The organism is Rikenella microfusus DSM 15922 (genome assembly GCF_000427365.1).
Taxonomy (GTDB): Bacteria; Bacteroidota; Bacteroidia; order Bacteroidales; family Rikenellaceae; genus Rikenella; species Rikenella microfusus.
In genome coordinates this window covers 2,161,281-2,176,295 of the sequence record NZ_KE386488.1, presented here as the reverse complement: position 1 = coordinate 2,176,295, position 15,015 = coordinate 2,161,281, and the positions used below count along the sequence as shown (strand labels likewise).

The 15,015-nt window shown below is 61.0% G+C and carries 10 protein-coding genes; 8 read left to right on the top strand and 2 right to left on the bottom strand.

Features of this window, described 5'->3' with window-relative positions; all coding sequences use genetic code 11:
- Positions 1 to 43: 43 nt before the first annotated feature.
- Positions 44 to 1,966 carry a RecQ family ATP-dependent DNA helicase gene (locus RIKMI_RS0110005; RefSeq protein ID WP_027291494.1) on the bottom strand — a complete coding sequence of 641 codons (1,923 nt, stop codon included), beginning with the start codon at positions 1,964 to 1,966 and terminating at the stop codon, positions 44 to 46.
- Positions 1,967 to 2,022: 56 nt separating this feature from the next.
- Complete coding sequence (locus RIKMI_RS13845; protein ID WP_051214498.1) at positions 2,023 to 2,586, bottom strand: GNAT family N-acetyltransferase; 564 nt, start codon at positions 2,584 to 2,586, stop codon at positions 2,023 to 2,025.
- Positions 2,587 to 2,803: 217 nt separating this feature from the next.
- On the opposite strand from RIKMI_RS13845, the gene rpe reads away from it, so the two are divergent.
- From rpe to RIKMI_RS0109960, 8 genes are all read left to right on the top strand, one after another.
- Positions 2,804 to 3,454 (top strand): ribulose-phosphate 3-epimerase, encoded by a 651-nt coding sequence (gene rpe / locus RIKMI_RS0109995; protein ID WP_027291493.1) that lies wholly within the window; start codon positions 2,804 to 2,806, stop codon positions 3,452 to 3,454.
- 34 nt (positions 3,455 to 3,488) lie between these two features.
- On the top strand, positions 3,489 to 5,483 hold the full coding sequence (locus tag RIKMI_RS0109990) for an ABC-F family ATP-binding cassette domain-containing protein (RefSeq protein ID WP_027291492.1): 1,995 nt from the start codon (positions 3,489 to 3,491) through the stop codon (positions 5,481 to 5,483).
- Between the two features lie 235 nt (positions 5,484 to 5,718).
- On the top strand, positions 5,719 to 6,489 hold the full coding sequence (gene rlmB, locus RIKMI_RS0109985; protein ID WP_037292534.1) for a 23S rRNA (guanosine(2251)-2'-O)-methyltransferase RlmB: 771 nt from the start codon (positions 5,719 to 5,721) through the stop codon (positions 6,487 to 6,489).
- 199 nt (positions 6,490 to 6,688) lie between these two features.
- On the top strand, positions 6,689 to 7,435 hold the full coding sequence (gene uppS / locus RIKMI_RS0109980; protein ID WP_037291828.1) for a polyprenyl diphosphate synthase: 747 nt from the start codon (positions 6,689 to 6,691) through the stop codon (positions 7,433 to 7,435).
- A 31-nt stretch (positions 7,436 to 7,466) separates the two neighbouring features.
- The gene (locus RIKMI_RS0109975; RefSeq protein ID WP_051214497.1) at positions 7,467 to 10,064 is read left to right on the top strand and encodes a BamA/OMP85 family outer membrane protein; all 2,598 of its coding nucleotides are present in this window, start codon (positions 7,467 to 7,469) and stop codon (positions 10,062 to 10,064) included.
- Between the two features lie 71 nt (positions 10,065 to 10,135).
- A complete protein-coding gene (locus RIKMI_RS0109970; RefSeq protein ID WP_027291488.1) occupies positions 10,136 to 10,660 on the top strand; it encodes an OmpH/Skp family outer membrane protein in 525 nt (174 codons plus the stop codon).
- 96 nt (positions 10,661 to 10,756) lie between these two features.
- Positions 10,757 to 11,548: a glutamate racemase gene (gene murI, locus RIKMI_RS0109965; RefSeq protein ID WP_027291487.1), complete on the top strand. Its 792-nt coding sequence runs from the start codon at positions 10,757 to 10,759 to the stop codon at positions 11,546 to 11,548.
- Positions 11,549 to 11,856: 308 nt separating this feature from the next.
- A complete protein-coding gene (locus RIKMI_RS0109960; protein WP_115356432.1) occupies positions 11,857 to 15,015 on the top strand; it encodes an FtsK/SpoIIIE family DNA translocase in 3,159 nt (1,052 codons plus the stop codon).

Sequence of the window (15,015 nt, the reverse complement as noted above, 5' to 3'; positions counted from 1 at the left end):
ATGCCGTCGGGCGCGGTTTTGTCCCGACCGTCGTTCCTCCGGCTCACCGGTTCAACGCCAGCCCCCCGTCGTCCGACTGCCGTACCCGCCCCTCCGCGAGCAACCGGCGCAGCACTGTCAGCACCATCATCGGACGCCCGGGCACCGCGGCCACCAAAGCATGCAACGTAATCGACCTGCCGGCAGGCACCTCCGCGAGCACGCGCAGCAATTCCGTCCTCAACCCGGCAAAAGCGTCGCTCTCCCGGAACAGCTCTTCCCGGCGCCTCGACAGGCAGACATCGCAGACCCCGCACGGTTCGGGATCCCGCTCGTCGAAATACTCCCTCAACAACACGCTGCGGCACTGCGAACCGTTCTCCGCATACTCCGCCATCGCCGCCGCGCGAAGCTCCTCCATCTCCCGCCGCCGGTGATAAGTGGCCGGAGCGATCGCCACATCCTCCGCCGGCAGCCGTTCCTCCTGCAGAATCAGGAGCGGCGAACTGCGCCGGGGAATATAACGGATCACCCGCATCACCGACAGCTGGTACAGCAACTCCTTGACCCGCTTCTCCGTATAGCCCGACATCCGGGCGATATACGCCTCGTCCACCGCCACGAACTCCGTGAACAGCCCCGTATAAAGCCGTAGCACGACGCGCAGGAAACCGTCCAGTTCCGTGCGATCGACCTGCAATTTGTACAGCTCCTCGCGCGAAAGGCGGAACATGATCCGCGTCGGGTTGTCCAGTACGTCCGTCAGCGTCATGTAACCGTTCAGCTCCAACAGTTTGATCGCATTGAAAACCGTCAGCGGAAACATTTTGAACCGTGCCGAAAACTCCCGGATGTCGAAATCGAAAATCGCCTCCTTACCTCCCCCCACCGTCACCTGCAAATGGTTGAAAATCGCTTCGTACACCTTCCGAACCGTATCCAGCGGCGGATAAGAGGTCTCGATCCGCTGCCGGGCCGCCCGGGCGTCCATCCCGTTGTACAGGAGCACCGCATACGACGGCAAGCCGTCCCGCCCGGCCCGGCCCGCTTCCTGATAATAGGCCTCCAGCGAAGCCGGCATCTGGTCGTGCACCACGAAACGCACGTCCGCCTTGTCGATCCCCATGCCGAACGCATTGGTCGCCACGATCACCCGTACCTCGCCCCGCAACCACGCCTCCTGTTTCGAAGCCCGCATCCGGAACCCCAGCCCGGCATGGTAGAAATCGGCCGCAACCCCTTCCGCCCGCAACTGTTCCGCGATCTCCTCCGTCGCTTTGCGCGTGCGGGCATAGACGATCCCGCTGCCCGCCACGCCCCGAATCACCCGCAGCATCTGCTCCAGCTTGTTCTCCCCGTGGCGTACCACGAAACTGATATTCGGCCGCGCGAACGATCCCCGGAATACCTGCGGATCGTCCAGTTTCAGGTGTTCCCGGATGTCCGCCAACACCAGCGACGTCGCCGTGGCCGTTACCGCCAGAAAAGGCGTCCGGGGCAACCACTCCCGCAGCCGGGCGATCTTCAGGTAAGCCGGCCGGAAATCGTACCCCCACTCCGAGATGCAGTGCGCCTCGTCCACCGCCACCAGCGACACCTCCATTTTCCTTACCCGCGCATGGAAAATACGGGTATCGATCCGTTCGGGGGCGATATAGAGCAGCTTGACATCCCCATAGACGCAGTTGTCCAGCGCGACGTCGATCTCGCGGGCCGAGAGGGCCGAATGGATCGCCACGGCATTGATATGCCGGCGGCGCAGGGCATCGACCTGGTCTTTCATCAGGGCGATGAGCGGCGTAACGACGATCGTCACGCCCGGCAGGGCCAGCGCCGGCACCTGGTACGTCAGCGACTTGCCGCCCCCCGTAGGCAGCAGTGCCACCGTATCGCGCCCGGCCAGCACCGACGAGATGATCTCCCGCTGCAACGGCCGGAACGCCTTGTAACCCCAGTATTTTTCGAGTATCTGCTGAATATCCGCCATTTTTCCTTGATTCCGTTTTCGGTGCCCGTCTGCATACGGAGCGGCGCCCTACCCGTTCATTCCGTTTCCGGCGCCGGAACGGCTCCCGCCGGACGGCCGTCTGCCATGACCACCCCCGCCAAGTCGCGGCAGAATGCCGCATACTCCCCGCCGGTCAGCTCCCTTTGCGTCGTCAGCACGACCAACGGGTGCGCCCCGTACCCCTCCCGATAAGGTGGATGCCGGTGGGGATAGGGATTTTCATAAAACCCGCACCCGCGATAAAACCTCAGACGCGCTCCCGACACCGCGTCCACGACCGGGTCTATCTCCAGCAACACGATTTTGGCGGAAGAACGGACGAAATCCCGCAGTATCCCGCCTCCGTATCCTTGTCCCCGCCGGGCGGGACTGATCGCGAAATGCTCGATATAACGATAATCTTCGAATTCCCAATACGACAAAAAACCGACGAACGCGCCATCCGTCCCGTAACCGACCAAACGGTACCGGTTCCCGGCGAACGCCCTGAGCTGCTGCTCCTCGGTCCGCTGCTCGAACAGCGGGAAACTCGCGGCATACAACCCCCTGAACGCAGTATAAAACCGGTGGCCCGGACCTTCGATCTCGAAATGCTCCATATTTTGTCTATTCGTTTCCATTTTCGGGAACGCCCCTTCTCCGTGCCGTCCTGCGCCTCCCGCCGGCCGAGACAACGGCACGGAACCCGGAACCGGCGCATCTGCCCGGCGAACCCCGAACAAAATTAAGCAAATTAATGCTACCTTTGCCACGGCCCGGCCGGACAAGCATCCGGAACGCTCCGGGCACCATATCCCAATCAAGACCGGACACGCCATGCCACGCATCATCTCCCCCTCGTTCCTCTCCGCCGATTTCCTGCATCTGGGCGACGCCGCCCGGACGGTGAACGACAGCCGGGCCGAATGGTTCCACCTCGACGTGATGGACGGCGTATTCGTCCCGAACATCAGTTTCGGCCTGCCGGTAGTGAGCGCCCTGCGCAAAGCGACCGACAAAGTGCTGGACGTGCACCTGATGATCGTGCAGCCGGAACGCTACGTGGCCGATTTCAAGGCCGCCGGAGCCGACTACCTGACCGTCCACGTCGAAGCCTCGACCCACCTGCACCGAACCCTCCAGTCGATCCGCGACGCCGGTATGCGGGCCGGGGTGGCGCTGAACCCCCACACGCCGGTAAGCGCCATCGAAGAGGTGGCGGCCCTCACGGACATGGTGCTCATTATGAGCGTCAATCCCGGTTTCGGCGGCCAGCGGTTCATCGCCTCGTCGCTCGACAAGGTGAGCCGCGCTAAAGATCTGCTCCTGCGCAAGAACAGCCCGGCCCTGATCCAAGTGGACGGCGGAGTGAACGCAGACAACGCGGCGCAGATTTTCGCCGCCGGGGCCGACGTGCTGGTGGCCGGCAACGCCGTGTTCGGCGCCGAAGACCCCGTGGCGGCCATCCAGCAGTTGATCGAGGCGTAAGGCGCCTCTCCACCCTCCAAGCAGAACAACATCCATGCTATCCGTAGATAATCTGACCGTTTCGTTCGGCGGAACCGACCTGTTCCGCGACATTTCGTTCCTGGTCAATGCCAAAGAGCGCATCGGGCTGGTCGGCAAGAACGGAGCCGGCAAATCGACCCTGTTGAAAATCATCGCGGGCCTGCAAACGCCGACCTCGGGCGCCGTGTCCAAAACCGAAGACTGCACCGTCGGTTACCTGCCCCAGCAGATGCGCGTGGCCGACGATACCGACCTGGTGACCGAATGCGGCAAGGCTTTCGCCGAAATCATCTCCCTCGAAAAGGAGATCGAATACTGCACGGCCGAAATTTCGGCCCGCACCGACTACGAATCGGACGAATACGAGAAGCTGCTCCACCGGCTCCACGACGCCACCGAAAGATACCACCTGCTGGACGGGGACAACCGCGACGCCGAGGTCGAAAAGACCCTGCTGGGACTGGGTTTCAAACGCGAGGAGTTCAACCGCCCCACCTCCACCTTTTCGGGCGGGTGGCGCATGCGCATCGAGCTGGCGAAACTGCTTCTGAAGCGCCCTACCCTGTTCCTGCTCGACGAGCCGACCAACCACCTCGACATCGAGAGCATCCAGTGGCTGGAAACCTACCTGCAAAACTACGGCGGGGCGGTGATCCTCATTTCGCACGACCGGGCGTTCCTCGATAACGTCACCAACCGCACCATCGAGATCTCCTGCGGGCGGGCCACCGACTACAAAGTGCCGTACAGCCGCTACGTCGAACTGCGGGCCGAACGGCGCCAGCAGCAGATCGCCGCCTACGAGAACCAGCAGCGGATGATCGAAAAGACCGAAGAATTCATCGAAAAATTCCGCTACAAGCCGACCAAATCGAACCAGGTGCAGTCGCGCATCAAACAACTCGACAAGATCGAACGCATCGAAGTCGAAGAGGAAGACAACGCGACGATGAACATCCGGTTTCCCCCGGCCCCGCGTTCCGGACAGGTGGTCGTCGAGGCCAAAGAGGCGGGCATGACCTTCCCGGCCCGCGACGGCAAGGCCGAGAAACACGTCTTTTCGGGCGCGAACATCGTCGTCGAGCGGGGTGAAAAGGTAGCCCTCGTGGGACGCAACGGCGAAGGGAAGACCACTTTCGTCCGCCTGACGCTGGGCGAGCTGGCCCCCACCGAAGGATCGGTCCGGACGGGACATAACGTGCATATCGGTTACTTCGCCCAAAACCAGGACGACCTGATGGACGGCGAATTCACCGTCTTCGACACCCTCGACCGCGTGGCCGTCGGCGATATCCGCACCCGCCTGAGAGATATTCTGGGAGCATTCCTGTTCCGGGGCGAAGACATCGACAAGAAGGTCAAAGTGCTGAGCGGCGGCGAGCGGTCGCGGCTGGCGATGGCCCGGCTGATGCTTGAGCCGTACAACCTGCTGATCCTCGACGAACCGACCAACCACATGGACATGCGCTCGAAAGACATCCTCAAACGGGCGCTGACAGCCTACGACGGCACGGTACTGGTCATCTCGCACGACCGCGAATTCCTCGACGGCCTCGTAAGCAAAGTTTACGAGTTCCGCGACGGGCGGGTCAAGGAACATCTGGGCGGCATTTACGACTTCCTGCGCACGCGGCAGATCGAAAACATGCGCGAAATAGAGCGCAACGCCCCCGCCCCGGCCAAACCGGTCGCCGCAGCCAAAGACAAAAGCCGGAACGGGCAGCCCGCCCCCCGAAAAGAAGAACCGAAAAAGCCGGAACTCTCCTACGCCGAAAAGAAAGAACGCGACCGGCAGATCACCCGGCTGCGGAACTCGATCGGCAGGCTGGAGACCGAAATCGCGGAGCTGGAACAGGAGACCTCCGCGCTGGATGCCCGGCTGATGGATCCGGCCCAATACACGATGGCCCTGTTCGAAGAATACAACCAACTGAAAACCAAACTGGACGCGAAGATGCAGGAGTGGGCCGAAGCGACCGAAAAACTGGAAAAATATGGCATACAATAAGGATCATACGGTAAAAACGAGTTTTTTCCGCCGCGCATCGGACGCCGAAGCCCGCGGACTGCCCGAAACGCAGGAACGCGAAACGCCGCGCCCGCACCGCAGGGAGGAAAGGGAATCCGCCCGAAGCGAACGCCCCTACGGAAAACCCGCAGGCCGTGCTTCCGGCAGGCCGGCAGGCGAACGGAAGCCTTATCCGCCGAAGCCCGGCAACGATAAGGAACGTGTGCCGGAAAATATGATTTTCGGCATCCATCCCGTCCGGGAGGCGATCGAAGCCGGAACCGAAATCGAAAAAATCTATTTCCGCAAGACCGCGGGCGAATCGCTGACAGCCGCCGACCGCACCAACGCCGGCGCCGCGAACGCCCTGCGGGAACAGGCCGAAGAAGCCGGCATCCACATCCAGGAAGTGCCCGTCGAGAAACTGAACCGGCTGACCCGGAACGGAAACCACCAGGGCGTGGCGGCCGTCATCGCCGCCATCTCATACAAGGACATCAACGAGCTGGCCGAGGAACTGGAGGCGCAGATCGCCGCCGGCGAAGCCCCGCTCGTGATGCTGATGGACTCGGTGACCGACATCCGCAACTTCGGGGCCATCGCACGCAGCGCCGAATGCGCCGGCGTCGCCGCCCTGATCATGCCCGCCAAAAACTCCGCCCCGGTGAACGCCGAGGCGATCAAAAGCTCGGCCGGCGCGCTGACCCTGATTCCCGTCAGCCGCGTCGGTTCGCTGAAAGGGGCCGTCGCCCTGCTCCGGAACATCGGCATGCAATGCGTGGCCGCCACCGAAAAGAGCGACACCCTTGTTTACGAAACGGACTTCACCCGCCCGACCGTCATCGTCATGGGAGCCGAAGACAAGGGCATCTCGCGCGACATACTCAACCTGTGCGACATGCGGGCCTGCATCCCGCTCGCGGGACGGATCGAATCGCTGAACGTCGGCGCAGCGGCAGCCGTCGTCCTTTTCGAAGCCCGCCGGCAACGGTTCGAACGGGGATAAACGCGCCCCGCCGGCAACGGCTTCCCCATAAGTCCCCTACATGCAGGCCGCCCATAAAAAAGGGAAGCTATGGCTACAAAGCGGAAAAAAGTTCTATATTTGCGTGTTGCACGTCCTCACAGGCACATGCACGGCAGGGCGTTTCCTTTCCCGCCGCCTGCGGGCGGAACCGACGGAGAGGAAACCGTGTTGATTATCTATGACACAGAACGACAACCACATATCTCCCGAAACAGCACTCGATAAAGTGCCCCGGCACGTAGCCGTCATCATGGACGGCAACGGACGATGGGCGAAAGGCCGGGGCGAAGAACGCCTGTTCGGACACCGGCACGGCGTGGACGCCGTGCGCGAAGTCGTCAAAACCGCGGCCGAAGCGGGCGTCGGCTATCTGACCATTTATGCCTTCTCGACGGAAAACTGGGGCCGGCCGACCGACGAAGTGGACGGTATCATGGAGCTGATCGCAGGCGCCATACTCTCCGAACTCGATACCCTGACCGGAGCAGGCATCCGGATGAACTTCATCGGCGACCTCGCCTCGCTGCCGGAATCCCTGCGGGCCAGCATCCGCACCGCGCAAGCGGTCCGTATTCCGGACCGGCAGCTGCGCATGACCCTGAACGTAGCGCTCAATTACAGCGCGCGGTGGGAAATCACCGAAGCCATGCGGCAGATCGGCACCCTCGTGCAGCAAGGAGACCTCTCCCCGGACGAGATTACCCCGTCCCTGATTTCGGACCATCTGGCCACGCGCGGCATCCCCGATCCCGAACTGCTGATCCGCACCAGCGGAGAACAAAGATTGAGCAACTTCCTGCTCTGGCAGCTTTCCTACACCGAACTATACTTCACCGACACCCTGTGGCCGGAATTCGGACGCGACCAGATGCTGGCCGCCCTGCGGGAGTACGGACGGCGCGAACGCCGCTTCGGACGCCTATAACCCACCCAAACCCAGATCACAAGACAGACTAATGAGGATTGCAAGACGACTGATTTTCGCGACGCTGATCACCCTGATATGGGCCGCCTTTCCGGCCCGTGCCCAACAGATAGCCATCCCCGACTCGATATCGCGCGCCATGGCCACCGTCATGCCGATCTACGACTCGCTGCTCGGCGGTTCCGTGGAAAAAGAACTGAACGTCCTTCCCCGCGTGGATTACAACGACACACCCAAACCCTATATCGTCGGTAAAGTACGCGTCCACGGCGCCGTGGCGGTCGATCCCCAGATGGTCATAGACAATCTGGGCATTTCGGCCGGCGACACCATCCTGGTACCCGGCGACGCTATCACGATCGCCACCCGGGGACTGCTCGACCGGCGGTTTTTCGCCAACCTGAAAGTCGCCACCTCTTTCCGGGCCGACACCATCGACCTCGACCTCTACCTGCGCGAACGGATACAGGTCCGCGGCTGGGACTTCATCGGCATCAAAGGCAGCGAAAAGAAAGAATTGCAGGAAAAGCTGCGCCTCAGGCAGAACGGGGAACTGTCCGACTACCTGCTCTCCACCTGCATGGACCTCATCCGCAAATATTACGACGACAAGGCATTCCGCAACGCCAAGATCAGCTATACCGTCACGCCCGACACCCTGATCAAGACCGCCGTGGTCGTACACTTCAACATCGAGAAAGGAGACAAAGTCCGTATCGGCGAGATCAAGTTCGAAGGGAACGAAAACCTGTCGTCCAAGAAGCTGGCCCGCTCGATGAAAAAAACCCACAAAGTGGGCATCAACTTCCTGCGCAGCTCCAAATTCAAGGAAAAAGATTTCGAGGAAGACCTCGAAAACGTGCGCAACTACGCCCGCTCGCAAGGGTACCGGGACGCCGTGATCGTCGCGGACTCCACCTACGCCATCCCGGACAAGCCCAAACGTATGGGCGTTTATATCAAGCTCCAGGAAGGCGACAAATACCACTACCGGAACATCACCTGGCTGGGCAACACGATCTACCCGACCTCGATTCTGGAACAGACCATCGGCCTGAAACCGGGAGACGTCTACGACAGCGAAACCATGAACTCGCGGCTCAACGGGCAGGATCCGACCGACATGTCCATCGCCAACACCTATAAGGACCAGGGCTACCTGGCTTTCATGGCCGATCCGGTCGAGACCGTCGTCCCGGGCGATTCGGTGGACGTGGAGATCCGGATCATCGAAGGCAGCCAGTTCCGGATCAAGAACGTCACCTTCGACGGAAACACCCGTACCAACGACCACGTCATCCGGCGCGAACTCTCCACCATGCCGGGCGAACTGTACAGCCAGGCGCTGCTGATGCGCACCTACCAACGGCTCGCCTCCATGGGGCAGTTCGACGCGCAGACCCTGCTGCCGAACGTCAATCCCAACATCCAGCAGGAACTGGTGGACATCAACTACTCGCTCAAGGAGGTCCCCAACGACCAGCTCGAACTCTCCGGCGGCTGGGGCGCCGGCATGTTCATCGCTTCGGTCGGTATCAACTTCACCAACATCTCGCTGCGGAATTTCTTCAACAAGAAAGCCTGGAGACCCTATCCCGCCGGAGACAACCAGACCATCGGACTGAAAGTACAGACCAACGGCAGTTATTACCGCGCCCTTTCGGTCAGCTTTACCGAACCGTGGCTCGGCGGACGCAAGCCCACCTCCCTCTCGGTATCGTTCTACACCTCGCGCGAGACCAACGCCTACTACGTCGGCCAGAAAGCCACCGCCCACTTCGGGACGATCGGGGGGAGCATCGGCATCGGCAAACGGCTCAACTGGCCCGACCCCTACTTCACTCTTTCCGTCGGCCTGACCATGCAGAGCTACCGGCTCCACAACTGGTCCTACTTCCTGGTCTCGAACGGTACGTGCAACACCTTGGCCCTGAACCTGGGAATTTCCCGCAACTCGGTGGACGACATCATGCAATATCCCACCTCCGGATCCAAATTCGACCTGTCGGTGGCGCTGACCCCGCCGTGGTCGGCATTCGACGGCAAGGATTACAGCCAGCCCATGACCGACCGCGAACGTTACCACTGGATCGAATACCACAAATGGAAATTCAACGCCCAATGGTTCGTGCCGCTGTCGGCCAACAACAAACTCGTACTGATGGCCCGTGCCCAGTTCGGCTATCTGGGCAGCTACAACAAGAACAAGCCTTCGCCGTTCGAAGGTTTCCAGATGGGCGGCGACGGCCTTTCCGGGTACAGCCTCTACGGGGTGGAAACCATCGGCCTGCGCGGTTATAAGACCAACGCCCTGACCCCGATGGCCGACTACGGCGTCTATGCCCGGATTTTCAGCAAATATACCGTCGAGATGCGTTATCCGCTGGTACGCACGGGCGGAACGCTGGTTTACGCGCTGGCCTTCGGCGAAGCGGGCAACGCCTTCACGAGCCTCGAATCGTTCAAACCGTTCAGCCTCTACCGTTCGGCGGGGATCGGCCTGCGCGTCTACCTGCCCTACATGGGTATGCTGGGCATCGACTGGGGTTACGGCTTCGACAAGACCACCGACTCGAACGGCAAAGCCGCCGGCAGCCGATTCAGCTTCTCGCTGGGCCAGACTTTCTAATGTCGAAAAAAAGCACGACGTTTGCAATAAGAACACTAATCGGAAAATTTAACAAAACAAGATCCAACATTATGAAAACCACACAGAAACTGACCCTGGCGCTGGCCGCAGCAGCTTTCCTGCTGATCGGGACCGGCTCGGCGAACGCGCAGAAATTCGGCTACCTCAACTCGCAGGAACTGCTCTCCTCCATGCCCGAAACCGATTCCGTACAGACTCAGGTAGCGGATCTGGGGAAAGAGCTGGAGAGCCAGTTCAAAGCCATGCAGGCCGAAATGACCACCAAGGCCCAGGACTTGCAAAGCAACCTGAGCACGCTGTCGGAAACCGTCCGTAAACAGAAAGAAAAAGACCTCTTCGATCTCCAGACCCGCCTCGAAGAGTTCCAGCAATCCGCCCAGCAGGAGATCCAGACCAAACAGATGACCCTGCTCAAACCGGTCATGGAAAAAGCGCAGGCCGCCATTACCAAAGTGGCGAAAGAACAGGGGCTGACCGCCGTATTCGACCTGGCGGCGGGCGGCATCGCCTACTACAACGAATCGCAGATGGTCAATATGCTGCCGCTGGTCAAACAGTCCCTCGGCATCCAATAATCCCGCAAAACAAGCGGATACTGCCGGGCGCGTCCGAAAATTTTCGGACGCGCCCCCTTTTTTCGTATCTTTGCTGACCGGCAAACACAGGCAAACATGACATCCGGCAAACACTCCCCGATCGGCATCATCGACTCCGGCATGGGCGGCATCAGCATCTGGACCGAAATCGTCCGGGCGATGCCGCACGAAGATACCGTTTACTGGGCCGATACCGCCCACTGCCCGTACGGCGGCCGGACAAAAGACGAAATCACCGCCCTTGTCAGCGCAGGAGTCAAAAACCTGATCGCCCAGAAGGCGAAAATTATCGTCGTCGCCTGCAACACCGCCACCACCGCCGCCATCGCCGCGCTCAGGGAACGCTGGCCGGACCAGTCTTTCGTCGGACTGGAACCCGCCGTCAAACCCGCAGCACTTTCGACCCGCAGCGGAACGATCGGCATTCTGGGCACCGCTTATACCCTGGGCAGCGACATGTTCAGGCGAACGGCAGAAAAATACGCCTCCGGCATACGGGTCATCGCCACAGCCGGGAACGGCCTGGTCGAACAGGTCGAAAACGACCGGGAAACGACGCCGGAAACGGAAAACCTGCTGCGAAAATATATCGAACCGATGCTGGAGGCAAGAGCCGACAAACTGGTACTCGCCTGCACGCACTTTCCCCTGCTCACGGATACCATCCGCGAAATCATCGGCGACCGGGATATGGATATCATCAACCCCGCCCCTGCCGTCGCGCGGCACACGGCAGAACTGCTGCGCGAACGGCACCTGTTGACCGACCGAAAGAGTCCCGGCAGCCACCGTTTCCTCAGCAGCGGAACCGAAACGGATATCGAAAGGCTCCGGGCGAAAGCCGAACAATACAAAAACAAGAGGTAAGCGCATACGATTTTCCAAAAATCAGGTAAGGATTTCCCCTACGACTCTGCGACGCCGCAGAGCATTCCGCCCAAGGGGACGCGGGTCGGAATCAATGGAAAAACAGGCCTCGGCATCAAATAGAGGCGACTATATACGACTTTACACCGGTTTCCCAACCCCCTCGGCTCCGCACCGGACGGAATGAGGCGATGCGAACCCGGGCAAAAGAGCCGGAAAAACAATGCGGTGTAAAATAGTATATCATTACCCAAATAGATTTACCCACAGAACACCCACGAACCGGCAACCGGAAGAAACGACACAAAATGGCAGCGAAACGACAGGCAGACAAACTCGCGGAACGGGCTATGCAAGACCGGCGCACCGCACGCGCTTCCGGGCCAACCCCGTCCCGTCCCGCTCCGCGCCGGGCACCGACTGCAAAAACAGCAGTCTCCCGCCCCGACCGGCTTCGTACCGACCGGGTACAGCGGGTGGCCAGCCGGCGGCCGGACACAACGGATGCAGCCGCCGGTCGTCGCGCAGGCGGAACCACGCCTCCTGCCCCGAGACGCAGCCCCCGCCCCGTGCCGCCGTCCCGCAAGCCGGCCCCTCTCCCCGAAGAAGAAGGAACCACCGACCAGTACATCTGGCTCAGTCTGATCCTGCTATTCCTGGCCGGCTACCTCGCCGTATCGACCGTTTCCTACCTGATATACTGGGACGTGGACCAGAACATCGCCACCTGGGGCAACCTCTTCACCGACATCCGCCAGGACGCCATGAACTGGGGCGGACGCATCGGGGCCATTCTCTCCGACAGCATCGTCGGCCGATGGTTCGGCATTTTCGGCGAGCTGCTGCCGCTCATCGTCTTTTTTATAGCCATCAAACTTCTGAAACTCAAATCTCTGCGTCTGCGCAGAGCCATCCGTTCGACCATCTTGCTGATGATCGTCGGTTCGATCGCCGCCGGACACTTCTTCGGACCCGACCCGCACGTTTTCGGCAGCGGCTGGGGAGGTACGCACGGCGTACTCATCGCCCGGTGGCTGGACGCCATGATCGGCTACGAAGGGACCTCGCTATTGGTGATCGCCGCCTTCTGCGGGACTCTATACTACGCCAACAGCCTGCTGATCCGCAGCTGGGCCGCCGGATTGAGAGCCTATAACCGGCGCAAGACGGAAGAGAGACGCACGCGTCGGGAACTGGAACACCTCGAAGCCCAGGAAAAAATCCTCCGCATGCGGGCGGCCATGGAACAAAAACGGCAGGAACTGGCTTTGCAGGAGACCGCCCTGCCCGGCCCCGCCGAACCGGAACGACCCGATGCAGCGACCCCTGCCGAAACCACGGAAACTCTCTCCGATACCCCGGCGGAACCGGATGCGGCTCCTGTTCCCGTTCCGAAACCGGTCGTACTTCCCGCCCCGGAACCGACCGGAATCACCGGACAGGCACTACCCGACACAGCCTGCCCCGAACCCGCCGACCGGGCACGGCTGGTACAGAACTACAACGGTTCGTGGGGCTACCTGATCGGCTACGACGAATGGAGCCAACCGATCATCTACTCTTTCGACCGGGAGGCATACTACTATAACTATTACGGCCAGGCGGCAGCGGAGCCGAATACGACCCGGCTGCCGGAATCGGACGAAAGCGAGGAGGAGGCCGACGATATCCCGTTCACGCTGGAAACCCGTCCCGCAACGCCCGTCGCGCAGGAATCCGCCCCGTCGGCCATGCCCGTCGGCGAACCGCAATTCGCCGCACGGGAACCGGTCGTGCAACCGGCGGTACCCTCCCACACGGGCACCGCCGTACCGCCGGACGATACGTTCGACGCGCCGCAGCCCGCCCCTTCGCGGCCTCCCGTACAGACCTTCGCCCCGCAGGAGGACGACCCCGGCTTCATCGTCGAACAGCCCGAAGAAGAGCAGGTGGACGACGAAGTCATCAACAGCAGCGACCTTTACGACCCGACGCTGGAGCTTTCGCATTACCGCAAACCCCCGGTCGAGCTGCTGGACGACCACACCAAACGAGTGATCGTCACCGACGAAGAGCTGGTCGAAAACAAAAACCGCATCGTCACCACGTTGGAGAACTTCGGCATCCGGATCGACACCATCGAGGCCACTATCGGGCCGACCGTCACCCTGTACGAAATCGTCCCCGCGCCGGGCGTGCGTATCAGCAAGATCAAGAACCTGGAGGACGACATCGCCCTGAGCCTCTCGGCCCTCGGCATCCGCATCATCGCGCCGATCCCCGGCAAAGGGACCGTCGGGATCGAAGTGCCGAACAAGGACAAAGAGGTCGTTTCGATGTACTCGGTCATCAAATCGCCCAAATTCCACGATTCCCGCGCCGACCTGCCCGTCGCCCTGGGCAAGACCATCCAGAACGAGACCTTCGTATTCGACCTGGCCAAGATGCCTCACCTGCTGGTAGCCGGCGCCACCGGACAGGGGAAATCCGTCGGGTTGAACGCCATCATCGCCTCGCTGCTCTACAAAAAGCACCCCGCCGAGCTGAAATTCATCCTCGTCGATCCGAAGAAAGTCGAACTGACCCTCTATTCCAAACTCGAAAAACATTTCCTGGCCAAGATGCCCAGCGAAGAAGAGGCGATCATCACCGACACCCAGAAAGTCATCTACACCCTCAATTCGCTCTGCATCGAGATGGACGCCCGCTACGACCTGCTCAAAGCGGCCAAAGTGCGGAACATCAAAGAGTACAACGAGAAGTTCATCAACCGGCGTCTCAACCCCGAAAAAGGACACCGTTACCTACCCTATTTCGTGGTGATCGTGGACGAATTCGCCGACCTGATCATGACCGCCGGACGCGAAATCGAAACCCCGATCGCCCGTATCGCCCAGCTGGCACGCGCCGTGGGCATACACCTGATCATCGCCACCCAGCGCCCCACGACCAACATCATCACGGGGGTCATCAAGGCCAACTTCCCGGCCCGCATCGCTTTCCGCGTGACCAGCATGATCGACTCGCGCACGATCCTCGACCAGCCGGGCGCCAACCAGCTCGTCGGACGAGGCGACATGCTGATCTCCACAGGCAACGAGACCACCCGCGTGCAGTGCGCCTTTATCGACACGCCGGAAGTGGAACGGATCACCGACCACATCGAGCACCAGCAAGGCTACCCGTCGGCCTACGAACTGCCGGAATACACGCCCGAAGGCGAAGAGCCGTCGGCTGCGGGCGGCGACGTGCTGGCCAAACGAGACTCGCTCTTCGAAGAAGTGGCACGATATGTGGTAGCCAACCAGCAGGGATCGGCATCGACCATCCAACGCAAATTCTCGATCGGCTTCAACCGCGCCGGGCGCCTGATCGACCAGCTGGAAGCCGCAGGCATCGTCGGACACAGCGAGGGCGGCGGCAAACCCCGGCAGGTGCTGGTAACCGACCCGATGTCGCTCGAAATGATACTCGATAACCTCTCATAA